25 protein-coding genes are annotated in these 26,657 nt (G+C 53.7%); 13 read left to right on the top strand and 12 right to left on the bottom strand.

Annotation, left to right across the window (positions count from 1 at the left end; translation table 11 throughout):
- Positions 1-15 precede the first annotated feature (15 nt).
- The 4 genes from QTO31_RS04910 to rlmD all read right to left on the bottom strand — a co-directional run bounded on the left by QTO31_RS04910 (position 16) and on the right by rlmD (position 4,240).
- The gene (locus QTO31_RS04910; protein WP_301428304.1) at positions 16-1,392 is read right to left on the bottom strand and encodes an SH3 domain-containing protein; all 1,377 of its coding nucleotides are present in this window, start codon (positions 1,390-1,392) and stop codon (positions 16-18) included.
- 6 nt (positions 1,393-1,398) lie between these two features.
- Positions 1,399-2,106 (bottom strand): hypothetical protein, encoded by a 708-nt coding sequence (locus QTO31_RS04905; protein WP_301428303.1) that lies wholly within the window; start codon positions 2,104-2,106, stop codon positions 1,399-1,401.
- Positions 2,103-2,621 carry a Rab family GTPase gene (locus QTO31_RS04900; protein WP_301428302.1) on the bottom strand — a complete coding sequence of 173 codons (519 nt, stop codon included), beginning with the start codon at positions 2,619-2,621 and terminating at the stop codon, positions 2,103-2,105. Before QTO31_RS04900 ends, QTO31_RS04905 begins: the two co-directional genes overlap by 4 nt.
- 380 nt (positions 2,622-3,001) lie before the next feature.
- A complete protein-coding gene (rlmD, locus tag QTO31_RS04895; protein WP_301428301.1) occupies positions 3,002-4,240 on the bottom strand; it encodes a 23S rRNA (uracil(1939)-C(5))-methyltransferase RlmD in 1,239 nt (412 codons plus the stop codon).
- Positions 4,241-4,660: 420 nt separating this feature from the next.
- Between rlmD and QTO31_RS04890 the strand changes: the two genes are divergently transcribed.
- Genes QTO31_RS04890 through QTO31_RS04875 form a run of 4 tightly spaced genes read left to right on the top strand, consistent with a single transcriptional unit; the run spans position 4,661 to position 8,683 of the window.
- On the top strand, positions 4,661-5,758 hold the full coding sequence (locus QTO31_RS04890) for an ABC transporter ATP-binding protein (RefSeq protein ID WP_301428300.1): 1,098 nt from the start codon (positions 4,661-4,663) through the stop codon (positions 5,756-5,758).
- A 10-nt stretch (positions 5,759-5,768) separates the two neighbouring features.
- Positions 5,769-6,638, top strand: a complete 870-nt coding sequence (locus QTO31_RS04885; protein ID WP_301428299.1) for an ABC transporter permease — start codon at positions 5,769-5,771, stop codon at positions 6,636-6,638.
- Entirely contained in the window at positions 6,635-7,501 is an 867-nt protein-coding gene (locus QTO31_RS04880) for an ABC transporter permease (RefSeq protein ID WP_301428298.1), read from the top strand. The genes QTO31_RS04885 and QTO31_RS04880 overlap by 4 nt, the downstream gene beginning before the upstream one ends.
- Positions 7,502-7,531: 30 nt before the next feature.
- Entirely contained in the window at positions 7,532-8,683 is a 1,152-nt protein-coding gene (locus QTO31_RS04875) for a spermidine/putrescine ABC transporter substrate-binding protein (protein ID WP_301428297.1), read from the top strand.
- Positions 8,684-8,770: 87 nt separating this feature from the next.
- Here the strand turns inward: QTO31_RS04875 and QTO31_RS04870 are convergent, their stop codons facing one another.
- The 4 genes from QTO31_RS04870 to QTO31_RS04855 form a co-directional block, all read right to left on the bottom strand.
- On the bottom strand, positions 8,771-9,673 hold the full coding sequence (locus QTO31_RS04870) for an MBL fold metallo-hydrolase (RefSeq protein WP_301428296.1): 903 nt from the start codon (positions 9,671-9,673) through the stop codon (positions 8,771-8,773).
- 93 nt (positions 9,674-9,766) lie between these two features.
- Complete coding sequence (gene ricT / locus QTO31_RS04865) at positions 9,767-11,008, bottom strand: stage 0 sporulation family protein (RefSeq protein ID WP_301428295.1); 1,242 nt, start codon at positions 11,006-11,008, stop codon at positions 9,767-9,769.
- Positions 11,009-11,075: 67 nt separating this feature from the next.
- Positions 11,076-12,632, bottom strand: coding sequence for an adenylate/guanylate cyclase domain-containing protein (locus QTO31_RS04860; protein ID WP_301428294.1), 1,557 nt, complete (start codon positions 12,630-12,632; stop codon positions 11,076-11,078).
- Positions 12,633-12,686: 54 nt separating this feature from the next.
- Positions 12,687-13,406, bottom strand: a complete 720-nt coding sequence (locus tag QTO31_RS04855) for a metal-dependent transcriptional regulator (RefSeq protein ID WP_031459051.1) — start codon at positions 13,404-13,406, stop codon at positions 12,687-12,689.
- 187 nt (positions 13,407-13,593) lie between these two features.
- Here QTO31_RS04855 and QTO31_RS04850 point away from each other — a divergent pair, with 187 nt between their 5' ends.
- Positions 13,594-13,824, top strand: a complete 231-nt coding sequence (locus QTO31_RS04850; RefSeq protein ID WP_031459052.1) for a hypothetical protein — start codon at positions 13,594-13,596, stop codon at positions 13,822-13,824.
- 455 nt (positions 13,825-14,279) lie between these two features.
- Positions 14,280-14,777 carry an E3 ubiquitin ligase family protein gene (locus tag QTO31_RS04845; RefSeq protein WP_301428293.1) on the top strand — a complete coding sequence of 166 codons (498 nt, stop codon included), beginning with the start codon at positions 14,280-14,282 and terminating at the stop codon, positions 14,775-14,777.
- Positions 14,778-14,820: 43 nt separating this feature from the next.
- Here QTO31_RS04845 and QTO31_RS04840 read toward each other — a convergent pair whose 3' ends face one another.
- Positions 14,821-15,585 carry a hypothetical protein gene (locus QTO31_RS04840; protein WP_301428292.1) on the bottom strand — a complete coding sequence of 255 codons (765 nt, stop codon included), beginning with the start codon at positions 15,583-15,585 and terminating at the stop codon, positions 14,821-14,823.
- Between the two features lie 330 nt (positions 15,586-15,915).
- Between QTO31_RS04840 and QTO31_RS04835 the strand changes: the two genes are divergently transcribed.
- Positions 15,916-16,815 carry a DNA adenine methylase gene (locus tag QTO31_RS04835; protein ID WP_051871087.1) on the top strand — a complete coding sequence of 300 codons (900 nt, stop codon included), beginning with the start codon at positions 15,916-15,918 and terminating at the stop codon, positions 16,813-16,815.
- A 22-nt stretch (positions 16,816-16,837) separates the two neighbouring features.
- Here QTO31_RS04835 and QTO31_RS04830 read toward each other — a convergent pair whose 3' ends face one another.
- Positions 16,838-17,890, bottom strand: coding sequence for an AAA family ATPase (locus QTO31_RS04830; protein ID WP_301428291.1), 1,053 nt, complete (start codon positions 17,888-17,890; stop codon positions 16,838-16,840).
- Positions 17,891-17,911: 21 nt separating this feature from the next.
- Entirely contained in the window at positions 17,912-19,615 is a 1,704-nt protein-coding gene (locus tag QTO31_RS04825; protein ID WP_031459056.1) for a peptide ABC transporter substrate-binding protein, read from the bottom strand.
- Between the two features lie 127 nt (positions 19,616-19,742).
- Here QTO31_RS04825 and QTO31_RS04820 point away from each other — a divergent pair, with 127 nt between their 5' ends.
- Positions 19,743-20,399: a Crp/Fnr family transcriptional regulator gene (locus QTO31_RS04820; protein ID WP_031459057.1), complete on the top strand. Its 657-nt coding sequence runs from the start codon at positions 19,743-19,745 to the stop codon at positions 20,397-20,399.
- On the opposite strand, the gene QTO31_RS04815 is transcribed toward QTO31_RS04820, so the two are convergent.
- On the bottom strand, positions 20,396-21,154 hold the full coding sequence (locus QTO31_RS04815) for a glycosyltransferase family 2 protein (RefSeq protein ID WP_301428290.1): 759 nt from the start codon (positions 21,152-21,154) through the stop codon (positions 20,396-20,398). The two genes, QTO31_RS04820 and QTO31_RS04815, sit on opposite strands and share 4 nt — an antisense overlap.
- Before the next feature lie 371 nt (positions 21,155-21,525).
- Here QTO31_RS04815 and QTO31_RS04810 point away from each other — a divergent pair, with 371 nt between their 5' ends.
- From QTO31_RS04810 to gpmI, 5 genes are all read left to right on the top strand, one after another.
- Positions 21,526-21,876, top strand: a complete 351-nt coding sequence (locus QTO31_RS04810) for a hypothetical protein (RefSeq protein ID WP_301428289.1) — start codon at positions 21,526-21,528, stop codon at positions 21,874-21,876.
- A 2-nt stretch (positions 21,877-21,878) separates the two neighbouring features.
- On the top strand, positions 21,879-23,324 hold the full coding sequence (locus QTO31_RS04805; RefSeq protein ID WP_367620635.1) for an FAD-binding oxidoreductase: 1,446 nt from the start codon (positions 21,879-21,881) through the stop codon (positions 23,322-23,324).
- Between the two features lie 205 nt (positions 23,325-23,529).
- Positions 23,530-24,714 (top strand): FAD-binding oxidoreductase, encoded by a 1,185-nt coding sequence (locus tag QTO31_RS04800; RefSeq protein WP_301428287.1) that lies wholly within the window; start codon positions 23,530-23,532, stop codon positions 24,712-24,714.
- 38 nt (positions 24,715-24,752) lie between these two features.
- A complete protein-coding gene (locus QTO31_RS04795; RefSeq protein WP_301428286.1) occupies positions 24,753-25,001 on the top strand; it encodes a hypothetical protein in 249 nt (82 codons plus the stop codon).
- Between the two features lie 12 nt (positions 25,002-25,013).
- The gene (gpmI, locus tag QTO31_RS04790) at positions 25,014-26,648 is read left to right on the top strand and encodes a 2,3-bisphosphoglycerate-independent phosphoglycerate mutase (protein ID WP_301428284.1); all 1,635 of its coding nucleotides are present in this window, start codon (positions 25,014-25,016) and stop codon (positions 26,646-26,648) included.
- Positions 26,649-26,657 lie beyond the last annotated feature (9 nt).

Raw genomic sequence — 26,657 nt, 5'->3', positions numbered from 1 at the left:
GTATGAGCTCCTGGCTTAGGGTTGGGGGAATGGCGTGACAATGGCTGGCGGGATTGGCCGTACCAAACCAACCCACTGCGATGGTACCCAGCCGATAAGTTGTACCGCCTGTTGATCGATTCGCACATCAACGCGCACTTGATACCAGTCTCCGTATTGAGCGAGCACGATGACCGGTGCATTACGCGGCGCAACGATGAAGCTCCGCTCACTCTTTTCATCAGGCGCACTGTATAGAAACACATTTCCCGTCATTACACCGTCGTATGGTATTGGCGTTGCCGTTGGTGTCGGTGTACTTGTTGGGGTTGGTGTTCGGGTAGGTGTTGCCGTTGGCGTTGGGGTAGCGGTTGGCGTTGGGGTAGCGGTTGGCGTTGCGGTCGGGGTGGCCGTGGCCGTTGCGGTTGGTGTCGCGGTCGGGGTGGCCGTGGCCGTTGCGGTTGGTGTCGCGGTCGGCGCAAACAGTACTGCCATGCGCGCTTCGACACTCATAACCCACCAGCCGCACATAAAAAGTGGCGACAGGGCAATCAGGAACAGGATCACTAGAATTGCGCGTTGCAGAAAGGTGTTAGTCGGTCGAGAACGTTTGTCCTGTCCAGAAGATAACGAAATTCGTTGCCGTATCAGCGCTTCAGCTTCACGAATCAATGTTTCGTCGTCGCCTGCAAAGTTGCGCAGCCGTTCGTAGCGCCCTTCATGAATCGCTACCAGCGTTTGCCGTAACTGTTCACGAAATCCGGCCGGCTCAACGCCGCTAATAACGGCGGCGAGGTACGCTGCACTGCCGCTAGCAATCACAATCTGGCGTGACTCATAACTGATCGCGCCCAGTTCATCACCTTCGCCAAGCGCATCACGGGCAAAATCCCGAATCGCGGTCAACATCCCACTAACCAGATCGCGGTCAGCGGCGGGAATGCCAGGTGCAGCAAGATGGCAGATCAGAATACCAGAGTCGCGTTGAATCAGGAAGACCTCTTGCACCGAGAAGGGCAGTTGACGGCGGAGCGCATACTCACCCGCAGAAATTCCTTGGGCCCGCGCTTTCCAATATCCTGGATCAAGCATTAGGAGGGGACCACTGCGAATGCGCGAGTCAATCTGTGAAGCCAAATCGCGGATCGCTTCGGTCGCAGCGCGAGCGATCATAGCGCCAATCACCGGATAGAGCGCGTCGATTATATCTTCACGCGCCTGGTACACCTGCTGACGAATCGCTTCACCGATAACTGGTGCAAGAGCACGGGCGATCTCATCTTTAGACGTGTGAATCTGCTCGGCCAGAATGTCGGCAATGACCGGGCTAATCTTATCAACCAGCGCTTCTGGTTTTAAAAGCACACGTCGTAGCTCTTCAATCGCCTGACTCGACGGCGGTTCAGTGGTCATAGTCGCCTATGAATCCTCTTTTGTTGCAGAAAGGCCATCGAGCAAACCGGCTACTGTACTTCCAGTCTCGAGCCGGGTAGCAATTTCGATCAGCATACTGGCCAATGCCTTACGGTCAGTCTTCTGATTATCGAGGCGGTCAGCGATCCGACGCAACTCGGTACGCAAGGCATCTTCGGTATTGCGCAGCTCGCGGCGGAGCGACTGCGTTCGTTGCTCAAGCAGATCACGTGTCTCAGCCAATCCGGCTCGCCCAGAACGAATTTCCAGATCATGATGGTTCTGTACTCGTCGCAATTCGCTGACGCCTTCACCAAGACCATTGATGGCAGCTTCATGTTGCCGACTCTGGGCTACAACCTGTTGTAAGAGCGCCTCACGAGCACGTTGCCGCTCAATCTCGCGGCGCAGGTCGTCGTTCAGGCGGCGTGTCTCAATATCGAGCGCATCGAAGCGACGCTGTATCGTCTTTTCAACCTCACCTAGGCGGTCTTGCAACTGACGCACGTCTTCGGTTAGATGTTCGATCTGGCGCCGGAGATCGCTAAAGGTTCGTGCATATTCCTCCATCTGTGGGCCGAAGAGAATTTCGCGCAGACGATCAACTTCAGCCTGGCGTGGTTGGCGAGCACTCGAGCCGAGAATAATCTGCCGTACTCGCTCAAGCTCTTCAGCTTCCTGTGGGCTGTTAATGCCGTTCGCTTCGTTGGTCATACACGCCTCCTTTGCTGTCTGATCTGCTGTCCTAAGCTCTGGAAAGCCTCGCTCACTCCTTGACCGGTACGGGCGCTGGTAGCGTGCCAGGCAGCTTTCAGTGTAGCGGCAAAACTGGCAATCTCTTCGTCGTCGATCCGTCGTTGGTTGGTGAGATCGATTTTGTTGGCGGCAATAACCAATGGAGTATCAGGACTGGCTTGGTGAAAGGCGGTAGCGTATTCGCGTAATGCAGGCAATGTGTCAGGGCGCGTGACATCACAGACCAGGAGTGCACCAGCCGCACCGCGATAATAATTCTGGACGATCTGATCGAGTTTCTCGCCCCCGGCGGTGTCCCAGATGATCAGATCGATGTCAGTCTGATCGATCTGTAACGTGTGGCGACTGATCTTTACGCCAAGCGTACTGAGATACCGCTCATCGAAGATACCTTCAACAAAGCGGCGGACGAGACTGGTCTTGCCGACGGAGAACTCGCCGAGCAGGCAAATTTTGGCAACAAGTCGAGACACGGCAATGAACTGATGTGTATGCCATCTTTGCAGGGCAATATCTTTACTCTTGCGCTTAGTATACCATAAGTTGTGCGACCAAATTGTATTTTGTATACCATAATTTGCCCGACCGAATAGCAGTTTGTTTTGCGGTAACGCAGATGGTTCACAATCTTTTCTAATCCTTGACTGTCCGATAAAAGATCTTCTTTTCAACAGTGATCACAGGAAACGTAACGAGTTTTGATTTTTGCGAAATAAAAGGGGACATTTCACTAAGTAAAAATTGATCATTCAAAACAACTACAGCATGGAAACGGAAAAAGCTTATGTTCAACTCCGAACGCATTCGTATTCGCGGTGATAATACCTGCATTTTAGTCATTTCCCGATGCTTTCTAGCGTTGTAGCGCAATAATCGTCTCGATATGCGGTGTTTGCGGAAAGAGATCAATAGGTTGCACGAGTGTTATCTGATAATCAGCCGTAAGTAATGGCATCAAGTCACGCCCGATCAGGCCTGGATGGCACGAAATGTAAATGATTCTTGCTGGAGCATGCGCAATGATCGCCGAAATAAGGGCTGGATGGCACCCACGACGGGGTGGATCGAGAATTGCAGCCTGAAACGGGCCTGGTAGATTGGCAACCGTCCGCTCGGCAACACCGGCGATGAAGTGAACGTTCTGAATCTGGTTGTCTCGTGCACTCTGACGACCATCATGCACAGCCGGTTCATGCGCTTCAACCGCGATCACTTCATCGTAGAATCTGGCCAGAGGCAGTGCAAAACTGCCAACACCGCTGTAGGCATCGAGTAAACGACCGCCGTGAGGCGCCAGCGCGGTTTGTACTATAGCCACCATCCGTTCAGCCTGCGCGTGATTGACCTGAAAAAAGCTGTTGAGGCTTAGCCGAAAGACAACATCATCAAGTTCATCGTAAATGTGCGTCGTTCCCAGTAGTGGCTCGTCATTGAGAGTGATACCGGCCAGGCCAGGAGTTGATGCCATCCAGCTTGTAGCCAATCGCACCAGCGCCGGGTAGTCGGCAGGCAACGTAGGCGACAGGCGAGCCGCAGCATAGCCGTAAGCGGCGCTGGCTCGCAGCGTGACTTCGTTGATCAAACCGGCAAACGATAACTGGCGCAGGCCCGCCAGTGCTTCTCTCAGTACCGGCAGCAGCAAGGGATCGTCTGTCAGATCAATCACCGTCTTTGTGCCCGTAGCGTGATAGCCAAGCGCAGAACCGTCAACATGGAGACGAGCACTATTGCGGTAGCCCCAGGGTTGCGGTGCGGCGATGACCGGTTGGATCGGAACTGCAATATTCGGTAGAAACTTACGTATCTGTTCGGCAACAATTGCGCCCTTCAAACGTACCTGGGCCGGATAGTCAATATGTTGCCATGGCACATGATCGCCAGGGCTGACCCGAGGCGCTATCCGTTCGGGTGCTGCACGCAGGATTTCGCTGACAGTAGCGCGCAGGAAGCGGGTATGACGTTCGTAAACATTGGCTCGTACCCGTTCTCCCGGTATGGCTCCGCTTACGAAGACAACTAGCTCCTCTAACCGCCCAACGCCGTCGCCGCCCTGAGCGATCCCCTCAATCTCAAGTTCGATAGTCTCGGTCATACAAATCTCTGTCGCGTAAGATGTCGGCATTTCCATTCCGAATCCACGATAGCTCCTATGTGGTAGTTTTGGGAAATTATAACTGCCTCTACACTGGTGAAGATAGGCGAGGGAAAAAACCTTGAAAAGGTCGAATCCGCTCGCACTGATAATACCAAATGTCATACGAAGCATGCTTGTCAGGTTTGTTATATCTGTCGGAAATAAAATTCATAGATCTGTACATCTCGATACAAAGTTCCGGCAAGAGGTTATGGTATACTACTCTCTAAACAAATGCACAACGTGATGCGATTGGGCCATGCTGCCGAGACTTTACTCATGTTGGGAAGTGTTGTAAAACATCATGGCTGTTACAGACAGCCTTCCCGGTATCCGCTACTCATCACTGGTATGTAACCTGATGGGAGGATTGTAAAGGTGAACGATTCCATCGCGATTGAACTCCGTGATGTTGTCAAACGGTTTGGCGACGTGGTTGCAGTCGATCACGTGAACTTACAAATTCGTGATGGCGAGTTTTTTTCGTTGTTAGGGCCGAGCGGTTGTGGTAAGACATCAACGTTGCGCATGATCGCCGGTTTTGAGTTACCAACCGCAGGAAGTATCCTCATTCATGGGAGAGAGATGGGGATCACGCCACCACATCTGCGGCCGGTCAATACCGTTTTCCAGTCGTATGCCCTCTTTCCTCACATGACAGTAGCGCAAAACATTGCGTTTGGCTTGGAGATGAAAAAAACGCCGAAGGCTGAAATTGCCCAACGAGTGAAAGAGGCCCTTGATCTAGTACGGTTAAGTGGGTTGGAAGAACGCCGTCCCCGTCAGCTCTCCGGCGGTCAACAACAGCGGGTCGCCCTGGCCCGTGCACTCGTAAACCATCCTGAAGTGTTGTTGCTCGATGAGCCACTGGGTGCGCTTGACCAGAAATTACGCAAAGAGATGCAGCTCGAACTGAAGAGCCTACAGGCGCGGGTGGGGATCACCTTCGTATTCGTAACCCACGATCAGGAAGAGGCATTGACGATGTCGGATCGGATTGCGGTTATGAATAAGGGGAAGGTCTTACAGGTTGGAACGCCAACGGAAATCTACGAGCGTCCCAACTGTCGCTTCGTTGCCGATTTTATCGGCGAGACCAATTTCATCGATGGGCTGGTGATTGGGCGCGACGGGAACTATACCGTCATAGAGACGCCGGATGGGTTGCGTTTTCGTGGGCTGGCTACTCGGCCGTTGAGTGATGGCACAGCAGTAACCTATTCAATCCGCCCGGAAAAGGTGCGCTTGCTGGCAGCCAATGGTGAGGTGCCGATCGATGGCTTAGCCGGTACGGTGCTGACCGTTAACTATATTGGGAGTGACACGCGCATTACCGTTCGGATCAATGACCGTCGTACTATTGATGTGTGGGAACAGAATACCCGTTCGACACTTGACCGTGATGAGTACTGGCAACCGGGTGAACCGGCCGTCGTTGTCTGCCCGCCTGACAATGCGCTGGTACTGAGTGAATAGGGAGGGAGCGATGGCAATGCTTCAACAGCAGCAGCAACGTCGTGATCGCATACGGCTGATGTTGTTACTGACGCCTGGTTTGCTCTGGCTGGTGCTCTTTTTCGCCTTGCCGTTGGTGATTATTGTTATCTACAGCTTTATGACGAACGACGCTTTAGGTCGTGTAGTCTACCAGCCAACGCTCGATAACTATATTACGATCTTTACTCAGAGCCTGTACATCAATGCCTACTGGCGGTCGATCTGGACGAGTGTCTTGACTACAGTGATCTGCTTGTTGCTCGGCTACCCGCTCGCACTCTTCATCGCTCGTAGTCCGCAGCAATGGCGCATGCCACTGCTTATGCTCATACTAATTCCATTCTGGACAAATTTTCTGGTGCGGATTTACGCCTGGCAGATCATTCTGGCAAATAACGGTCTGCTTAACGGTCTGTTAGAGTTTATCGGTATCGGTCGTTTGTCGTTGATTAATAACGAGGGAGCAACACTGATCGGCCTGATCTACGGCGAGTTACCGTTTATGGTCTTGCCACTCTACGCGGCTATTGACCGTTTTGATTTTACCCTGATGGAGGCAGCAGCCGATCTAGGCGCTAGTAAGGTACAGGCTTTTCTACGTATTATGCTCCCGATGACAATGCCAGGAGTTGTTGCTGGCTCGGTGTTGGTCTTTATTCCTACGCTCGGTCAGTTTGTGGTCTCAGAACTGCTGGGTGGGGCAAAGGTTGACTATCTTGGGAATCTGATTCAGCGCCTCTTCCTGCGTGCCAATCCGATCAACTGGCCACTTGGATCGGCAATGGCTGTATTAATGATGATCGTCTTGCTGGTGTTGATTATGTTGTACTTCCGCGCCACCACGGAGGAAGAACGATGATCAAGACGGCGCCTGCTGCAACGACGCTGGCCCGCGCACGCGGGGTATTTGCTGAAGGTCGTTTGACCTGGAGTGGACTGGTGCTCACCATCTTTTCGATCTTGATCTATCTATTTCTATACGCGCCAATCGTCATTCTGGTGATTTTTTCGTTCACCCGCGATGAGTTCGGTGTTCGTTGGACAGGCTTTACCTTGGATTGGTACATTCGCCTGTTTAACAACCCCCGTATGATGGGCGCCGCCTGGAATACACTGGTTGTTGCCAGTGTGTCAACAGTCGTTTCGACCATTATCGGAACCCTGCTAGCTATGGCGATGGAGCGGTATCGTTTTCGCGGGCGTGGCGCGATGGAAGGGTTGATCTATTTACCAATCGTAGTCCCCGAGATCGTCATGGCTGTTGCGCTGCTGGCATTCTCGGCGATTGCGTTCGATGTGATCAAGCTGGTCACCGGCGAAACACTGCGCCGTAATCTTACAACCGTCACTATCGGCCACATCGCATTTAGCATCTCTTTCGTCGTGGTAGTTGTACGTACCAGTCTTAAGAACTTTGATCGGCGATTGGAAGAAGCTGCTGCCGATCTCGGCGCTAATAGCTGGAACGTCTTCTGGCGCATCACGTTTCCATTGATTTTGCCCGGTATTATCGGTGGCGCCTTACTTGCCTTCACGCTCTCTCTGGATGATTTCATTATCTCGTTATTCCTCTCTGGGCCGGGGACATCTCTGTTACCGGTCGAAGTGTATAATCGGGTGCGACGTGCGGTAACGCCGGAAATTAACGCGATCTCAACCCTGATGCTGCTCTTGTCGATGGTGCTGGTCGCACTGTCACAACTATTGCAGCGACGTCGATAGTCAGGAATCGCAGTAGCGAGGGAGGTCAAAATGCAGATGCTCCGAAGCGTGTTGCTGGTAATGCTGCTGGTACTAACCGCGTGTGGCGGCGGTGGTGCTGCAACCAGCCCAGGGAACGAGTACGGTACTGGCGGGGGTGACAGTGGATCAACCACGACTGATGGGGTTGATCGCAGTAAGCTCGCGAGTAAGCTCTACTTCTACAATTGGTCGGATTACATCGACCCTGCTATTCTCGAACAATTCAAAGCTGAATACGGGGTCGAAGTGGTCGTTGATACTTACGATAGTAACGAGGATATGCTGGCGAAGATACGTGCTGGCAATTCAGGATACGATATTGTCGTACCTTCTGACTATGCGGTGCAGATTATGATCGCCGAAGGGCTGGCTGTACCAATTGATAAGTCACTCCTCTCGAATATAGTCCATCTCGATCCGAATCTGCTCGATCAATACTTCGATAAAGGCAATGTCTATTCAGTTCCGTATATGTACGGTATCACCGGTATTGCCTACAACACGAAGTTCTTCCCGAATGGGATTGATAGCTGGGCGGCTATTTTTGAACCCGACCAGATCGCCCAATTTGCCGGTAAGTTTAGTATGCTCGATGACTCTCGTGAAACGCCGGGTGCTGCCCTGCGCTATATTGGTCAATCCCTCAACTCAACTGATCCGGCAGCATTGGCACGGGTGAAAGAGATTCTGTTGGCGCAGAAGCCGTACCTTGCCGCCTATAACAGTTCTGACGTCAATCGCAAGCTAGCCAGTGAAGAGTATGTGATGGCTCATGCCTGGAGCGGTACGGCAATGCAGGCGCGCAATGGGCTAGGCGATGAGTTCAGTGGTAATCCGAACATTGCCTTCGTGATTCCGAAAGAGGGTGGTATGATCTGGATGGATAATCTTGTTATCCTGAAAGATTCACCCAATGCCTATACTGCACACGTCTTCATCAATTTTCTAATGCGTCCAGAAGTTTCAGCTCAGAATACTGAATATATCGGTTACCTGACACCGAACAAAGATGCGCTTGAATTAATCTCGCCGGAAGTGCGTGAGCTATACGCGCAGGGATTTGCTCCTGATGAAGCGATGTACCAGCGTCTCGAGTGGGCAGTGCGTAACGAAGGTACAACTGCGTTCGATGATCTGTGGACGGAGATCAAGAGTAAATAATGACGATGCCGGTGAACGCTGTGTCGGAGCGTACTCATGCGCTCCGACACGACCCACGTTTTGCGATCGTTCCATCCCGTGCGCTGTTTATCCGGTTGCCTGCCGCCGTTTCAATTCGTAGCGAATCAGACCGGCTACACTCATTTGGGTCCAGCTTCGGGCAACGACCCCGGCTGGCCCGTCTTCCGGGTAGGGAACCCAACGAGCCGCCAGTGCTGCTATATCAGGATCGCCATCCGCCAATGCCCGATTGACCAGTTCAACCAGCTCCTCAAGTCGTTCAGCGGCCCGATCAAGCTGATAGGTCACGTCATCGTGAGGCCCGTAGTGCGTAAGATAAATCCGGGGGAGATCGAGAGCGCGTAACCTGGCAATGGTTGCCCGATGCGCTTCAAGATCATAGGTAGGTACCGGTGTAACCGGGAAAGCGAGGCCCCAGCGATCCATTGCCAACCCGGCGGCATCGCCGATGAACAATCCGCCGCTCTTGTGGTCGAGGTAGGAAAGGTGATCGGGCGAATGGCCGGGCGTTGCAATAGCCGTCAGGACAACATCACGCCCTAAATCCAGGTAAAGCTGTTCGGCAGGTCGGATACGTTCAGCGGGAATAGGGAGTAGTTCACCGTGTAGCGGCCAGGCTTCCTCTCCAACTGCTCGCCGCACGCTGGCCATCAGTTTAGTCGGATTCACCAGGTGTTCGGCTACACTGCTGTTGATGTAGACAAACGCATTTGGCAATGCCGCTGCCAGATGTCCTGAACCACCTGCGTGATCCATGTGGATGTGGGTACAGAGAATGTGTCGAACGGCGGCGCGGTCGATGCCCAGCGCGTCCAACCCGGCCAGTGTTTGCGGTACGGTCAGTGCCGTACCAGTTTCGATCAGAGCGATCTCCTCACCAGTTACGACGTAGGTCACACCGACGCCGGGTAGCCCTAGCAATTCATGGTCAATGGCCCAAATGTGACTATCGACTGCAAAAATCTCCATCCTTCTCCCTCGCTGGCTGAAATGAAGACAATCCGAGACGATTTCCTACTTCACGACAGGTAAAGCAGAGTCGCCAGGTTGTCAGAGCGTCACCTAATTTCGCCGACGTCGCCGACGCCTGACATCATTGCCAGCTTTCGCGGACGAATCCGGTGGTGCAGTTTTCGCTGGCGGGGTCGGCGTGGTGGCCCTCGGTGGCTGAGATGATGCTGGTTTGGCCGCCTTATTGACGGTAGTCGCTGTTTCTTTGTCTTGCTGATCACCCTGGCGACGGCCACGCGGCTTTGGTGTTGTCTTCGGCTCTGAAACCCGCTTTGATTCTACAGCGGGCGGTAACACAGGAGTAGGTAACACATGAGGAGATGGTGGTAGCTGAGGTAAATCATCGTCTTCCAGCAGACTCAGATCATCATTCCAATCAAAAGTATCAATCTCATCACGGAGCAGGCGCTGCTCACCACGTTCGGGCTTCAAGGTCGAAGCGGGTGTAATCCCTTCAGCAGCACGGGCACGGGCCAACGCAACCACCTGCTCGGTGGCAATCGTGATTTGCGGGATGTCGTAGGTTTCAATCATTCCACTGCTAGCCAGTTGTACCAACACCTGCTGTTTCAGCACATGTTGACCAATGACCTCACCCGGCCCATCTGGGGTCATGACCCATGTCCCGCGCTTGGGTAACTGGGCGCGCATTTCGATATACTGCTCATGCTCGTAGGAAAGGCAACAAAGCAGGCGTCCACAGACACCGCTAATCTTGCTCGGATTGAGTGGCAGGTCTTGATCTTTCGCCATCTTGATTGTGACCCGTGCGTAATCGGGTAAGAAAGCGGTGCAGCAGAGAATACGACCGCATGGTCCGATGCCACCAAGCATTTTGGCTTCATCACGTGGCCCGATCTGGCGTAATTCAATACGGGTCTTGAACATGCGTGCCAGATCACGCACTAATTGGCGAAAATCGACGCGCTGATCGGCGGTAAAGTAGAAGGTCAGGCGTGAGCCGTCAAACGAGTATTCGGCCTTTACCAGCTTCATTGGCAAGCCGTGCTCTTTCACCTTTTCGGCGCAGCGGGCCAGGGCCTCAGCGTGATACTGTTGCAGTTCGGCCATCCGTGCCAGATCGCTTAGCTCGGCTCGCCGCACTACTGGCTTCAGTTCACCGATAATTTCTTCATTACTGACTTCGCGGCGCTCAAAAGCTACTTTAGCCAGTTCCTGTCCTCGTACTGTTTCGACTATCACTTGATCGCCGACGTGTAGATCGAGATCTCGTGGATCAAAGTAGTAAACTTTTCCACTATCTTTGAAGCGAATACCAACGACAACCGGCATAGTGTATCTTTCCTTAAGGAATGTCTTTCATTCCTATAATCGTGGTAGTAGTGCACTTGCTGCACAATTATGGCCCGGTATAGGCAATCGTTGCCTGTCCACCTAGTTTAGATCGTCGTCCTAGCACTTTATAAGCACGAACCCGTTGCTGCTTCCCCTTCAATTGCAGCTCACCCATCTCTTGCAGTTCAAACTGGTCACTAACCAGACGTGCCGTATCTTCACCGATAAACACGGTTCCCGGTTCGGCGGCTGATTCCAGGCGCGATGCTGTGTTGACCGTATCGCCGATGGCCGTGTACTCTAGCCGATGACGGGTACCAAAAAAGCCGGTAAACGCCGGGCCGGTATTCACCCCAATCCGAATGGTAAAGGCTTTATCAGGATCAAGTTTGCGTACCAGTCGTTGTTGCGCCTGTTGCATTTCAACCGCCGCTGACACTGCACGGAACGCATGTTGTTCATCGAGCGGATCTTCCGGTAACCGTGGTGCACCGAAGATCGCCATAATGCCATCGCCGATATACTTATCAACCGTGCCATTGTAACGGAAAATGACATCGGTCATTTCATGTAAGTACTCGTTGAGCAAATCTTGCACTTCACGCGGCGACAGACGTTCAGAGAGGGCCGTAAAGCCTTTAACATCGGCAAAGAGAACGGTGACGATCTGCTCTTGCGCTTCCCAGAGTTTCCCGTGCTGGGCGACGTAACGAGCCAGGGCCTGGGCAACATTTGGCGAGAGGAAACGCTCGAGATTCTGCCGCACCTGACCCTGTACTCGCAATTCTTCGGTCAGACGGGCGCGCTCGATGGCAACGGCAGCCAGATTCGCGATAGCTACAACCATATCACGGTCGCGTACGGAAAACTGTTCACGGCCAGGCGAATCGAGCAAGATCACCCCAATCGCTCCGCCCTGGGTCAGCAACGGCGCACAAATAGCTGAACGGATGTTAGCGGCAATAATGCTCTTTGAACCGGCAAACTCGATCCGGGCATCGTGGGTCAGAACAGCTTCACCGCGTTCTATCGCTTTGCGCACAATACTCCCGGCAATCGCCACGTCACCGAGGCCGGGTGGGAAGATGACACGGGGAACCAGTTCATCGCCCTTTCGCAAGAGTAAAAAGCCACGCTGCGCGGGAACTAAGCGGATGATCTCTTCCATCACCAGATCGAGGAGTTCGCGGTAGTCTAGCGCCTGATTGATCCGCATACTGATCTGGTAAAAGGCCTGAAGGTCAGATGGTTGCAACTGCAACTCATGAGCTGCTACCACTCGTGATTCCGACGTTACCGGAAAATAGCGGTTATCGTCAAGAACAACACTTTGCGCAGCGCGGTCTTCGTAAATCAGCTCGAATGGGCCGATGCCGATCACATCACCATCGTTCAGTTGCTCTTCTTTTACCCGCAGCCGGTTAACCGTTACGCCGTTACGGCTGTTGAGGTCGATCACCCAGGCGCGATGACCACGCAGTTCGATCCGGGCATGCTTGCGCGAGACAATCGCGTGGTTGAGCACTATCTCGTTATCGAGCTGCCGGCCAATAGTCAGGCCGCGCTCGGTGATCGGGAAGGTATGCTGTTCACCCTGAATGGTGACCGTAACCCGCGCCATTCGTTCTACTCCAGCCTCTCTCGTAATCTGGCGGACAATCTTGCCAGGTAGCGATTACTGCTCTTCTTCAACATCACCCCAAATGAATTCGGCGATATGGGCTGGAACGGTAATCGACAGACCTGGCCGCTGCAATGTGACACCGATGGGAGTAGCGTTGTCTGCTATGGTGAAGCGTGCGCCAGGTACCAAACCGTTGGCTTCGAGAAAGGCTACAATTGGTGTCTCTTCCTCGGCCTCTTCGGCGATCCGCCTGATCGTAAAGACCTGACCAGCCTTCGTTGTATCGAGACGGATTTGACCGGCATACCCTTCATTCTGACCAGGGATCGGATTACCGTGCGGACATGTTGTTGCCTGGCCGACCAGCGCCATGATCCGTTCTTCCATCACCGGTGAAAGGGCGTGTTCAAGGCGAACTGCCTCCTCGTGAATCAGGTGCCAGGGTAATCCCATGACATCAACGAGGAATCGCTCTAATATTCGATGGCGGCGAACCATCGCTTCGGCTAATTGCAGGCCGCTCGGTGTGAGCGTGATTTCACCGTGTGCGTTACGCTCGATAAAGCCCTTTTCAAGTAAGCGGGTAACGATATGAGTCACCGTTGGTGGTTGAACCTTCATCCAGCGTGCCAGGCGGGCCGCGATCACCGGCTCGTTGCGCGACGCAAGATAATAGATGACTTCAAGATATTCCCGCTCTTTTGCGGTCGGCTCGCCAGCAGTACTGATGTGGCGGCGACGCAAGGTGGTGGTCGATTGCGAAGTACTCACACCTGCCTCCTTTTCGTCAGCAGTGTCGTTCTGACGCCAGCTCAACAGCGGCACGATCCACAATGTTGGCCGGGATTGAACGGATAAATAATACGCTGTTTTCCATTATAGCAGACGCAAAAGGCTTGCGACAGAGTGGTATACTGAAGTTGTCCAGTTTTGGCGCACATAAAGAAAGGAGCCTGAGATGAGTTCAGCCAAGACACTTGTCGACTTGATCCGCGAGAAGACGGGCGTAAGCGCCGAGCAGGCGCAGCAGGCGATTGATGTGGTGGTTGGCTTTTTGAAGGAGAAGCTACCCGAACCAATTGCTGCTCAGGTCGATACGGTGCTCAAGAGTGATGTCAGTGCGATTGCCGATCAGATCGATGCCGCCAAAACGATGTTAGGTGGATTGTTTGGGGGTAAGAAGGATTAATCAGAGGAATGTCTGACTTCCTCTTCCTTTCCCCTTAAGTCGGAGAGGAAGAGGATGGAATGTTGAGTTTCTGTAAATTGCTTTATCTATTTTTACGTGATTAACAATCAGTTTTTGGTATTTATTCGGTAAATAGTAAGGCGGATGATTCTACTTATCATGTGTTACAGGTTTCTGAGGAATTCACATGAGTGTACTTGTTTTCATCGGAATAGTATTATTAATCTTGTCTGTTCCCTTCTTGTTTGTAGCTCGCGCAAATGCCAAGTTGCTACACAGGCTTAATACAGTAGAAACATACGATGCAGCTACGTTAGACGAAATCCATCGTCGCATTACCACATCGCTGGGAGCAAGTTACTTTATTCGACCTTGTGAAGTCACCGGTATTATTGAGTGCGACACTCCTTTGATTGGTCCTGTCTCCGGTAGAGCATTTGTTGCGTACAAGTACAATGTTTACGAAGAGGGAGGAAGTCACAACGAGAGATGACGAAGGTCGTGAATCTACTACCACCGAGCGGCGTAGTACGTCAATTGAATCGGAAGAACGGTGCATACCGTTTTTTGTCCGTGATGATACCGGTAGGGTACTAGTATTACCGGATGGTGCAACTATTGATCTCATTGAAACGGTGAACCGTTTCGTCACAACACCGCAGTCACCGTCGTGGACGAGTTCCATCAATACGCTTGGGTGGCGTCAGATAGAGCGAGGTCTTGACGTTGGGACGCACGTGTTCGTGTCTGGAGTCGCAATTGACCACGATGGAAAACCTGCTGTTGCCAGCTACACACCTTATGGAAAGCAACCGCTCTTGATTAGTCGCAAGAGCGAGCAAGAATTAGTTGCTTCAGCAGCATTTTGGGCACGTAGTATGAGTTTTGCTGCTGTTGCCAGTGCGGTAATTAGGATGGCGCTTATCGTCGGTAGCTTTCTGATGGGTTGGTAGTGGTCTGTTCTCGACCTATCAGTTTGAATAAACGTACTGGCATTCAGGCATCTGGCTTCACCAGCACATACTGGCTTTCAGATCGGATGAAATCTACGACCACATAGTTCGCTGCGAAAGCTGCTTCAGCACAGGCCCGCACGTGATAGCGCCACGCCTGCGCTGCTGATGGATCATGCTGTTGGAGCTTAACAAAGTCAGAAGGAATACGCAATCGCAGTATCGGCGCACCGGTGATGTGCGGTGGCGCGTCGAGTGAAGGATTGATCAGCGGCGCTGTGGCAATCAGCTCGGCTGCGGGACGAGTTATTGGCGATTGTACCAGCCACCATTCAACTTGGAAACGATCACTCGGTAGGATACCATCGACCAACTCTGGCTCAGGGCCATAGACATTTCGCAAATAGGTGCGGCAGATCGCACCGAGTTTGTGAATATTAAAATGGGCGTTGCGCGCCAGTAATGGATCGAACGTCCACGTCATCAATTCAAGGTCTTGCGCTAAGGCAAACTCCCGTTGTGCCCGTTTGAGTCGTTCACCGACCCGAGAATCGCGCAGATCGGGACGAACTGCCGCCATATGCGAGGCATGCTTGAGCCGACCATCAGCGGTACGGGCAAGAAAGCCAAAGACGAACCCGACCAGCTCTTGACCGATAAATGCTCCCAACACTAGTCCGCCGTTGCGTTGCACGGTGGTCAACAAATTCAACGGTACGACAAATTCATCACCCCAAACCAGTTTCTGTAGTTGTTCACACGCTCGATATTCGGCATAGGTTTCGATTGGTCGGATGTCAATGTGCATGATACCCTCGCGATTGCATTCACGGCTACAGCATCGGAGCAGCAACGGGTGCGACAACGAAACGTTCTGGGTCTATTATACGCGGCCGCTTCAATCCGTTTGTCAGTGTACAGCTACGTTGTAGGACTTTCAACGTTCTTTTCCTACACAGATAGGATAGAGGGGTAGGGCGGGTTTGGAACTCGCCCCTACAGTGAGGGAAGCGCCGCATCGCCGCACTCCTAGTGGTGGTATCTCGGTTACTGAACGTAGCCGATGTGTTATAATCCAACTCTCGGTAGCTGCATGTATGAGGCGGGCACGACTATCGTGTTCGTCAGGGAGTCTTTGGTGCCTGCACGTCCATTTCTCAAGTGGGCTGGTGGTAAAAGTCAGCTTCTACCAGAGCTTTCGCGGCGCATTCCAGCGCGCTTTGGCCGCTATTATGAGCCGTTTGTCGGTGGTGGCGCCTTGTTCTTTTATCTCTGGAATAATGGATTGTTACGGCAAGGGGCATCGCTGAGCGATCTCAACGCCGAACTGATCGACTGTTATATTGCCGTTCGCGATGAAGTTGACGAGTTGATCGAACTCCTCTATCGTCTGCGTCCTTACGCAACGGATCGCGATTTCTTTTACGAGATTCGCAGTTGGGATCGCCGACCGGATTTCGGTCATCGGCCACGGGTAGAACGTGCAGCGCGTACCATCTTTCTGAATCGCACGTGTTACAACGGCCTGTATCGGCTCAACAATAAAGGCCAATTCAATGCCCCCTTTGGTTACTACAAAAATCCACTGATCGTTGATAGCGAGAATCTTCGTGAAGTAAGCCGGGCCTTGCACAATGTTGAACTACGAGTTGCCGACTTCGCTACGGTGCTTGATACGGCACAACCGGGCGATTTCATCTACTTTGACCCACCGTATGTACCGGTTAGTTCAACAGCATCGTTTACCAGTTACACCAGGCGCGGCTTCGATGAAACCGAGCAGCGTCGATTAGCACAGGTTTTTCACCAACTGGCTGCCCGTAATTGTCTCGTCATGCTCTCCAACTCGTCAACCGCGCTGGCTCGTCAGTTGTACGCCAATGCCTGCCAGGTCGATGTTGTTTTAGCCAGTCGTAAAATCAATTGCAACGGTTCTCGTCGCGGTATGGTTGAGGAGTTGATTGCCTGTAGCTTCTCTACAGCATCTCAGAGCCAGTATGCGGACGACACCCGCGTGGCCCTTCTTGCCGGTGACTGAACCACGTTGATCGTTGACTAGACTACTTGTGACCGTATTTGTTCCAGATAATGACTGAGAGGTATCCGGCAACGCCAATTGCGACTCCAACTGGCCACGAGTTACTGACCTGCGAACCGACCAATCCGACCAGCAAAGGACCTACTGCCGCCAACAGTGGGCGTAGATCGTCATCTGGAGGCGGATGCAGCCGCGGGCGCCGTGGTGCTGGCGGCGCCTCTTCAGCCTGCCACTCCGGTGCTGATGAATCCTCCTCGTCTTCATCCTCGTCGGTCTCAAAAATTGCCGGCGGTAAGGGATTATCTACCGGCGGCTGTTCACGCAGCTCTGCCCGATATGCCTTGCGCCAACGGTAAGTTGGTCGACGACGGGTTTCGTACAGATGGTAGGCAGCACGCTGTAAGAAGGCCGGTTGACCGGCACTGAGCGCCATAAGTTCGCGCACCTCATCGGCGCTAAAGAGTGGTTCACCTTCGGCGAGGTAACTGTCGAGCAGCAAGCGAGCTTCGGCGAAACTGAGCGGACCGAGACGCACCGTGGCGAAGGGTTCACTCAGCAATGGTGGCGTGCCACGCACAGCACCTACGACCATCAGATCGTAGGCCAGGCTCTGACCGGTTGGCCCGGCTACACCGTGGTAGCCAGGAGCACTCCGTCGGGCCAGTCGGCCTAGCCGTTCGAGCAGTTCGGTTCCCCAACCGGCAGCAATCGCCGATTCTACACCGTCAAGACAAATCAACACCGGACGACCACTGGCTGCCAGCCGTTGTTCAAGGACAGCGATCGTCGGTTCGTTGCCACCGAGGGCACGCACAATCAGCCCATAGGTAGTAGTGGCATCGGGAAGCAGTGACAGATCGAGGTAAAACGCATTGAGGTTAGGAATTTCCAGCACAGCGCCTGCCGCCTGAGCCAGATGAGTCAATAACGATGAACGGCCACTTCCGCTCGGCCCGTACAGCAACAGTGGCCGTCGCCGTTCGAGCTGTTCACAGGCAGCACCTAACTCGCGCCATCGCCCAACAAATCTGGCAGGATCGGTAATCCGTCCACGTTCACTGAAGGGATTGGTCATTCCTGTCTGCCTCCACCGGTGTTACCGAATATACCAGCGCTCAATATTCCACAGATAACGCGGCGTGGTCAGATCGATTGGCCCGTCAAGCGTGTGCAAGCGGGTATCGACAATGACTGCCGTGCGGTCAACCCACAAATACAGATACGGCAACGTCTCGGCTAGTCGCGCCTGGATCTGAGCAATCGCGCTACGCCGTTCGTCGCGCGTGTAGAGCTGACGGGCAATCAGGGCCTGCTCATCGTAGATCGAGTCATTAAAACCAACGAAATTCCGTGTCGCACGGGTATCTCCCGGCCCTTGTTCGAGCTGACTGGAATGGAAGAGAGCAAAGTCATCGGGATCGTAGAACATAGTATCAGCAAACAAGGGATCACCGGCGCCATTAATCCAGCTTCCCAGCAAGAGATCAAAATCGTAAGGCGCAACGTAACGCGCTAAAATCACTGTTGCGAAATCAGCCGGTTCGACCACGATCTGAATGCCAATGCTGGCCGCAATTTCGGCAATTCGGCGTGCTGCTACCAGTCGCCGTTCATCATCGTTGCGGACATAGAGGCGGGCAATTAAGGGCACTCCTTCACGTTGTCGTATCGTGGCGCCAGAGGGGAGCGTCCATCCCGCCTCATCAAGCATAGCGCGTGCAGCAGGCAGATCGCCGCTGGGAGGCGGTGGAGTGACATCGGCCCAACTTCCAGGCAATGCGCCATTGCCAACCGGAATCCCAACCCCTTTCGTCGCAGTTTCGACCAGTCGAGGCAGATCAATGGCAGTTGCCAGTGCCTGGCGCAGACGTACATCGGCAAATGGTCGGCCCGGACGCAGATTGAAGGCCAAAAAATAGACACCATTTTCAGGAATGCTACCACTGCGCAGGGTGGTCACATCGCCGAGCGCGTCTTGGCTTCCCCAGGGTAGCTCAGCCACCTGCAATTGCCCATCACGGAGCGCACGTTGACTAAGGGCAACGTCAGAAACAACTTTTAAGATGACTCGATCCAGGAGTGGTGTGCCATGGTGATACAGATCGAATCGTTCGAGCGTGAGACTCACACCGTCCTGATGTGCAGTCAGACGAAACGGCCCACTCCCGATAGGTTGATCAAGAAAATTGATCTGACTCAGATCGCGTTCGGCGAACAGGTGACGTGGGAGCACCGGCACAGCCAGCAAGCTCAGGATAGGGGCATAGCGGCTGCGCAGCTCGATAATGACAGTGCGCTCATCAGGTGCGAACGCGGTGGCGATGTAGCGCAAATCGGCCAGCAGTGCTGTGCTGGTTTCAGGGATATTACGCAATGCTTCGAGCGTAAACAGCACATCGGCAGCGGTAAGCGGTTCACCGTCGTGCCAGCGCAGATTTGGGCGTAAGGTAAACGTCAATCTGCGTCCGTCAGCGTCAATATCCAATCGCTCGGCCAGATCGGGTGTCGGCCACAGATCGGCATCGAGTCGCATCAGACCGTTGTACAGTAAGCTGATAAGATGCTCTTCATCACGTGAACGAGGTTGCCACGGACGCAGGCTGGTAATGTCGGCGGCGATGCGGATCGTTATTGTTCCACCACGGGGGAGCGGTGTTGCGGTTGGCGGCGGGGTTGCCGTTGGTAGAGGGGCAGTTGGTGTTGGCGGCAAAGGTGTCGTGCAGGCAGTCAGCCAGAGGCTCAACCCAATCAGCCAGATCAGCAGTAGTCGGTTGTGATTCGCAAACAAATGATGATCCATACGATTATTATACCAATGCTCATTTTATCAGGCTGCATGTACCGAAACCTTGTGGTACAATACAATACAGTAGCAACACAGCAACAACAATCCGGCCAGATACCAGGGCACGGAAAGGGAACGTACTATGACGTCACGGTTGTCTGAGTCAGAAGCGATCGTCTGGGAACGTCTGCGACATCTCGGTCAGGCACAGTCATTTCGCAGACACAGTACAATCTACACGCCAGCCCAACCGGCCCAAACCCTTTACCTGCTGGTAAATGGGCAAGTCGGTTTACACCTCGCTTCACGTGAGGGGCGATTGCTCACCGTGCGCGTCGTTGAGAATGGGCAGCCTTTCGGTTTAAGCGTCGTAGAACGTGATGTAGCCTACGATACCTTTGCCGAGGCCTTGACGCCAGTGCGGGCATTAGCCGTGCCACGGGCTGAACTACTGCGCGTTTTAGCCAGCGATGGCGTGCTGGCGACCGCAATGCTTGAACTGGTTGGTCAACAACGACTGGTCGTAAGTCGCCGGATCGAAGAAGTGGCCTTCAAGTCGGTTCCGGCTCGCCTGGCCTCAGTGTTGCTCGAGATGTCAGAGACTCAGCAGGTTGCCACCCCCCAACCTCCACGTTTACCGCGGCGTACCCATCAGCAGCTTGCCGACATGATCAACGCTTACCGCGAGACGGTTACTAAGGTTATCAATCAGTTCCGTGACGCACGGCTGCTCGATGTCGATAGTTCAGGAATTACATTACTTAATCCGTCGCGGTTGCGCGAACTGGCTCAAAGTTAGGAGCGCACTTCCTCGACGGCGGCACGTTTCTTCCGCTTGCGCATGTGTTCGCGCCGAACGACTAGCTTCCACCACAGCCCAATAAGTTGGACAAAGGTACGCCACAATCTTGGAAAGTTAAAGAACTGGCTCTTGCCATACGTGCGATGATAATGGTGCACCGGTACTTCGGCAAAGCGGTATCCGGCATCCTGTAATTTCTTGACCAGTTCAAGACAGATCGTTCCGCTATCCGACTCCAGTTCAATATCGTCGAAGACATGACGTCGAATCAGACGGAAATCACAATCAACATCCCGCAACTTAAAGCCGAAGAGCAATTTAACCGTGTGATGATAAATGCGCCCAATGATGATCCGATGGAGCGGATCACCTCGATCAATCTTCCAACCATTCACCACATCAACATCATCGCGTAACGCCGGTAGGAGCAGTTTCAGTTCACGCGGATCGTATTGTGCATCACCGTCGGTGTAGAAGATCAGGTCTTTCGTTGCTTTGGCGAATCCCACTCGCAATGCACCACCGTAGCCTAGCGCTTGACGATAACTGTATACTTTCAATCGATCATAATGTTTCGCCAGCGACTCGAGAACGTCTAGGGTGTAATCGGTACTGCCATTCTCGACCACAATTACTTCGTAATCATCAGTGAGTTCTTCCAGCGTCTCGATAGCCGCTACAACCATACTGCCAATGGTACCGGCATCGTTACAAGCGGGAAAGAACACGCTAATACTTGGTCGGTTTTCCATGCCTGAATACTCCATATGTCTGATAATCGCTCGCTGATTATAACATAGACGATTTGCATTTCATCTCAGACTAGGTGGATTCAGGTATTTTCAACGTTTTTAGTGATCAAGGAAGCAGTGTGGTGAAGATCAGCACAACCTACGCCCATTGTGGATTGCTGAAGCATAGGCTTCGCAGTTTGAGAATAATGTCCGGTATTAACCACTCCAGAATCACCAGTGCACATTCTAGCGAGTGAATGAGGAACCTGTCCTTCCTGCTCACTCCTCTTTCCTACATCACCACTGACAAGGAGAGAAAGAACGTTGAAACGCGCTGGAGTGTGTTATCATGCCCTTAACAACTCGAGTACAAAGTCTAGGGGGCACGTATGGCTGATCTCCTTTCCTGGTTACTGATCTTGATGATCCTTGTATCGGTCTGGTATATGGTGGCCTATACGGTTGCCTTCTTCCATATACGCGAGCGGATGTTGCTCTTACCGGTTGGCCAATGGTTACTGGTGGGAATTGGCCTTGGCTCAATCGTGTTCAACGATGGTACGCCAGTACTGGTCTGGGTGATGACGCCGTTGCTCATCGGTCTGGCGCTGGCCGGTATCTGGCGGCGTCATCCGCGTGGGCTAGCGCTTGTGTTGCGCTCGTACCCACGAGGGACCCTTGATATTCTCAGCTTTCGTCGACCGGTTTTGGATTTGAAGCGCCGGGTGCGGACAAAATGACGATGCGTGATAATTTGATAGCTGCCCTACTCCAAGTTGTTGATCCATCGATCGTTTTGCGTCGTCCTGAAGAGCTGATGCTCTACGAATACGATGGATCGGCCCTTGATCAAGGAATGCCAGAAGTGGTTGTGGTGCCTCGTACAACGGCTGAAGTCGCCGCATGTGTGCGGGTTGCCGCGCAGTTAGGTGCACCAATCGTCGCCCGCGGCGCCGGTACCGGTCTGGCAGGTGGCTCGGTTCCTGAACAGGGTGGTCTGGTCATTTCGCTGGCCCGTCTCAATCGTATTTTGGTCATTGATCCGGTGGCGCGCACTGCTCGCGTACAGCCTGGCGTAGTCAACACCGATCTGAGTCTGGCTGCCGCGCCCTATGGTCTCCATTTCGCCCCTGATCCCAGTAGTCAGCGCGCCAGTACAATCGGTGGCAACATTGCGACTAACGCTGGCGGCCCCCACTGTCTCAAATACGGGGTAACAACCAATCATGTGCTGGCTACGACTGTTGTTTTAGGTGATGGGCGGGTGATCGAGGTGGGCAGTGCAACACTCGATGCTCCCGGCTATGATTTACTGGGGGTGGTTGTCGGGAGTGAAGGCACGCTGGGGATTATTACCGAGGCGTTGGTAAAGTTGACACCAAATCCTGAAGCGATCCAAACCTTTCTCGCTATATACGATGATCTCGACGCGGCCAGTGCTACGGTGTCGGCTATCATTGCCGATGGGATCATTCCTGCGGCGCTTGAGATGTTAGTTGGGCAGGGAATTGCTGCTGTAGAGGCGGCAGTACAGGCGGGCTATCCGGCCGACGCACGGGCGGTGCTGTTGATCGAAATCGATGGTTTGCGTGAAGAGGTGATCGAGCAGGCGCAACAGATCGAGGCGATCTGTCGTTCGTTCGGGGCGCGTGAATTGCGTGCTGCACAAGATGAGGCGCAGCGTGCCAGGTTGTGGGCAGGCCGCAAAGGCGCACTGGCCGCCTGCGCCCGTATTGCGCCCCATTACCACATTCAGGATGGTGTGGTACCGCGGTCGCGTCTCCCTGAATTGCTACGCCTAACCGAAGAAGTGGCGAAACGCCACCAAATCACTATTGTCAACATTTTTCACGCCGGTGATGGCAATTTGCATCCGCTCTTACTCTTCGATCTCCGTCACCCTGGTGCGCTAGATCGAGCAGTTGCGGCCAGTGAAGAGATTCTCCAGGCGTGTGTTGCGGCCGGCGGGACGATCAGCGGCGAGCACGGTATTGGTATTGAGAAGCGTGATTACCTGGGCTGGATTTTTGGCCCGGCTGATCTGGCGGCTTTTGCCGATATTCGGGCAGTGTTTGATGCAGGCAACGTGATGAACCCGTGTAAACTGTTGCCAAGTGGTAGCAGTTGTGCTGATATTCGCTATGCTCGTGGCGCGTTGCGGGCAATCGACCGTGGAGCGTGGATTTAACCCATGGTTCAGAGGGTGTCGTCCGCTACCTCTTCCACGAGTAGAGAGGCAGTGATGCAGCAGAAGGTGAAGGGAGTTGCCGTGTGATGAGCCGACCTGCACGAGCATAGTTGGCTAAAACCGTTCACGTTAGGATGCCAGCCCGAGAATCATGCTCCCAAATCAGAGGCGTGTTGTTTTTTCAGAAACTTGCTTAGAGGCAGTGATGAATGAGTTATCTGACCGGACAATACCGTTGCCGGCAACGTATACCTTGGGGGATCGCCAGCCGCAACGAGTCGTGCAACCTACAACCGTCACTGAAGTTGGTGATCTGCTGGCGGAAGCAACGCACACGCATACTGCGGTCGTACCATGGGGAGCCGGTACGCGCCAGTTTATTGTTGATCCTCCACGACGATACGATGTGGCACTCGATTTACGACAATTGCATCGCGTGATCGAGTACCATCCTGCCGATCTGGTAGTGATGGTTGAAGCCGGCATATCACTGGAAGCTGTCCAAACATTACTGTCTGAACGCGGTCAGTGGCTACCCTGGGATCCACCAACACCGCCTGCGGCCACGATCGGTGGTCTCCTGGCAACCGCCGCCTGGGGGCCGCTGCGGTTGGGGTATGGTGGCCCGCGGGAATGGATCCTCGGTATGCAGGTCGTGCTCGGTGACGGACGGATCGTGCGCAGTGGGGGACGGGTAGTCAAAAATGTTGCCGGTTATGATAGTCACAAATTGCATCTCGGTGCATGCGGTACGCTCGGTGTGATCGCGAGTGTAACTTTCAAGGTTGCGCCGTTGCCAGCACAGATGGCCGTGCTGCACGCCACAGTACCCGACGTTCCCTCGGCATGGCGCCTTGCAATGGCTATGCGCCAACCTCCCTTGCAGCCGGTGGCTTTGGTTATCGAGGTTGCCGATACCGTCACACTGATGGCACGCTTCGCCGGTGTAGAAGCTGCTGTCGAGCGGCAATTGGCGCTGGCAACTGCCGCTTGTTCCGACGCTATTGCACTGATGACACGCTATGAAGATCGCACGCTGTGGCATAGTGGTTATCAAATGCCAACCACCGATCTGTTGTTACGGATCGGTGTACCTGATAGCATGCTACCCAGGGCCATTGATGCGCTGACACTGTTAGCCCCTGCTCGTACGCTGGTCTTTCCCGGTCTTGGTCTGATTGTCACCGGTTGCGCCGAGACAGCGGCTGCGCACCTGCCTGCTCTACGACAAACCCTCGGCGGGATAGGAGGGTATGCGGTTGTCGAACGTAGTTCAATAGGCGTTGATCGCTGGGGTATTGTGCCACCAACCATCGATCTTATGCGGGCTTTGCGTCAACGCTGGGATCCGGCTGGAATTCTCAATCCAGGCCGGTGGCTGATTGAATGAAGGGTCTCACGTCCTCGTTGTTGCTTGTGGAGGCAACTATGGCTTTACTCGGTTCTCTGATCGCATTGGGCGCAGCACTCGTGTTTGCTGTTCTGGCAATTGCAACACTCTGGGGCGGTTGGCAGGCAATTCGGCGTGAATTACTGCGCGGCTTCATCAGTACAAACCCCTCATCTGGTGAGCGTGTCTGGAGTCTCTTCCTGACCGTTGTTCCAATACTAGGTGTCGCCCTGCTTGGGTTGCTAGCAGCGTGGCGGATCGTACAAGTCGCGTTGGGTTTGGGATAAGGAGCATATACAATGACACGTCCACGTCCGGTGGTATTAATCATCATGGATGGCTGGGGGATTGCACCACCCGGCCCCGGCAATGCGGCCGATCTGGCCGATACGCCGCACGTTGATCAGTGGATGGCAACATGCCCCTTTACGACGTTAGGGGCTTCGGGTCTTGATGTCGGTTTACCGGCCGGGCAAATTGGGAACTCCGAAGTTGGTCATCTCAACATTGGCGCCGGCTTTGTGGTGTATCAAGAACTGACCCGGATTAGTAAAGCGATCGCTGATGGTGATTTTTTCACGAATCCAGCTCTGCTTCAAGCTGTCGAACACGTGAAACAACACAATTCGGCATTGCATCTGATGGGATTGTTTGGCCCCGGTGGGGTACATGCTCACGAAGATCATCTTCATGCCCTGCTCGAACTGGCTCATCGCCATCACCTTCAGCGCGTCTACTTACACCTCTTCCTCGATGGGCGTGACGTTCTGCCACGGAGTGCATTGGGTTTCCTCGATACGTTGGAAGGTGTGATCGCCCGGCTGGGAGTTGGCACAATCGCTACCGTCGCAGGGCGCTACTATGCGATGGATCGCGATAAGCGGTGGGAACGTACCGGACGGGCATACGCTGCATTGGTTAACGGTGTGGGTGAGAAAGCGCTTTCGGCGCGGGCCGCTATTGAAGCCGCCTATGCCCAAGATATTAGCGATGAGTTTGTCTTACCTACCGTGATCGTCACTGCAAACGGTGAACCGACGGCAACGGTGCGCGATGGCGATGCAGTTATCTTCACCAACTTTCGCCCTGATCGCGGGCGGCAGTTGACCCGCGCCTTCGTTGATCCGGACATCAACGAGCGTATCCGACAGCATTATGAACGGCAAAAGGCCGAAGGGCAGCCGCTACCGTCGCACATCTGGCAGCGTGAACGGCAATTACGCGATCTCTGCTTCGTCACAATGACCCAGTACGAAGAGGGATTACCGGTGCTGGTTGCCTTTCCCCCTCGCTATGTCACCAGCCCACTGGCCGCTGTCATCAGTCAGGCTGGCCTTCGCCAATTCCATATCGCCGAGACAGAGAAGTATCCGCACGTGACCTTCTTTCTCAACGGAGGGCGTGAAGAACCGTTTCCCGGCGAGGATCGCCAGCTTATTCCCTCACCGAAAGTCGCCACCTACGACTTGAAGCCAGAAATGAGTGCCCCTGAAGTAACCGAGGCGTTACTGGCAGCGATTCGTAGCAATCAGTATGATTTCATTGTCGTCAACTATGCGAACCCCGATATGGTTGGTCATACCGGTAGTATTCCAGCCGTCATCAAAGCCTGTGAAGCGGTTGACGCTGGTCTGGCACGTGTGGTTCCGGCCATCCTGGAACAGGGTGGCGTGGCGTTGGTGATTGCCGATCACGGCAACGCTGAACAAATGATCGATCCAGAGACTGGTGGGCCACACACGGCCCATACGACTAATCCGGCACCCTGTTTTCTGATCGGTGGCCCTGGTTACGGTAAAGAAGCGATCACCCTGCGCAGTGGTGGGCGCCTGGCCGATGTCGCACCAACGTTGCTTGAGTTACTGGAATTGCCGCCTGCTCCTGATATGACCGGTCAGAGTCTGATTGTACGTCACACGAGTTCGGTGTCGTGAGGGTATAGC

Origin of the sequence: Chloroflexus sp. MS-CIW-1 (assembly GCF_030444705.1) — a bacterium.
In the GTDB taxonomy this organism is placed as follows: Bacteria; Chloroflexota; Chloroflexia; order Chloroflexales; family Chloroflexaceae; genus Chloroflexus.
Note: the sequence above shows the minus strand (reverse complement) of the source record. Positions and strands in the feature narration are given on the sequence as shown.

Coding starts and splice junctions, on each gene's coding strand:
- QTO31_RS04910 (WP_301428304.1), bottom strand. CDS start 1,392: ATGACCACTGAACCGCCGTCGAGTCAGGCGATTGAAGAGCTACGACGT.
- QTO31_RS04905 (WP_301428303.1), bottom strand. CDS start 2,106: ATGACCAACGAAGCGAACGGCATTAACAGCCCACAGGAAGCTGAAGAG.
- rlmD (WP_301428301.1), bottom strand. CDS start 4,240: ATGACCGAGACTATCGAACTTGAGATTGAGGGGATCGCTCAGGGCGGC.
- QTO31_RS04885 (WP_301428299.1), top strand. CDS start 5,769: ATGGCAATGCTTCAACAGCAGCAGCAACGTCGTGATCGCATACGGCTG.
- QTO31_RS04880 (WP_301428298.1), top strand. CDS start 6,635: ATGATCAAGACGGCGCCTGCTGCAACGACGCTGGCCCGCGCACGCGGG.
- QTO31_RS04875 (WP_301428297.1), top strand. CDS start 7,532: ATGCAGATGCTCCGAAGCGTGTTGCTGGTAATGCTGCTGGTACTAACC.
- QTO31_RS04870 (WP_301428296.1), bottom strand. CDS start 9,673: ATGGAGATTTTTGCAGTCGATAGTCACATTTGGGCCATTGACCATGAA.
- ricT (WP_301428295.1), bottom strand. CDS start 11,008: ATGCCGGTTGTCGTTGGTATTCGCTTCAAAGATAGTGGAAAAGTTTAC.
- QTO31_RS04860 (WP_301428294.1), bottom strand. CDS start 12,632: ATGGCGCGGGTTACGGTCACCATTCAGGGTGAACAGCATACCTTCCCG.
- QTO31_RS04850 (WP_031459052.1), top strand. CDS start 13,594: ATGAGTTCAGCCAAGACACTTGTCGACTTGATCCGCGAGAAGACGGGC.
- QTO31_RS04845 (WP_301428293.1), top strand. CDS start 14,280: ATGTTTACGAAGAGGGAGGAAGTCACAACGAGAGATGACGAAGGTCGT.
- QTO31_RS04840 (WP_301428292.1), bottom strand. CDS start 15,585: ATGCACATTGACATCCGACCAATCGAAACCTATGCCGAATATCGAGCG.
- QTO31_RS04830 (WP_301428291.1), bottom strand. CDS start 17,890: ATGACCAATCCCTTCAGTGAACGTGGACGGATTACCGATCCTGCCAGA.
- QTO31_RS04825 (WP_031459056.1), bottom strand. CDS start 19,615: ATGGATCATCATTTGTTTGCGAATCACAACCGACTACTGCTGATCTGG.
- QTO31_RS04820 (WP_031459057.1), top strand. CDS start 19,743: ATGACGTCACGGTTGTCTGAGTCAGAAGCGATCGTCTGGGAACGTCTG.
- QTO31_RS04815 (WP_301428290.1), bottom strand. CDS start 21,154: ATGGAAAACCGACCAAGTATTAGCGTGTTCTTTCCCGCTTGTAACGAT.
- QTO31_RS04810 (WP_301428289.1), top strand. CDS start 21,526: ATGGCTGATCTCCTTTCCTGGTTACTGATCTTGATGATCCTTGTATCG.
- QTO31_RS04805 (WP_367620635.1), top strand. CDS start 21,879: ATGCGTGATAATTTGATAGCTGCCCTACTCCAAGTTGTTGATCCATCG.
- QTO31_RS04800 (WP_301428287.1), top strand. CDS start 23,530: ATGAATGAGTTATCTGACCGGACAATACCGTTGCCGGCAACGTATACC.
- QTO31_RS04795 (WP_301428286.1), top strand. CDS start 24,753: ATGGCTTTACTCGGTTCTCTGATCGCATTGGGCGCAGCACTCGTGTTT.
- gpmI (WP_301428284.1), top strand. CDS start 25,014: ATGACACGTCCACGTCCGGTGGTATTAATCATCATGGATGGCTGGGGG.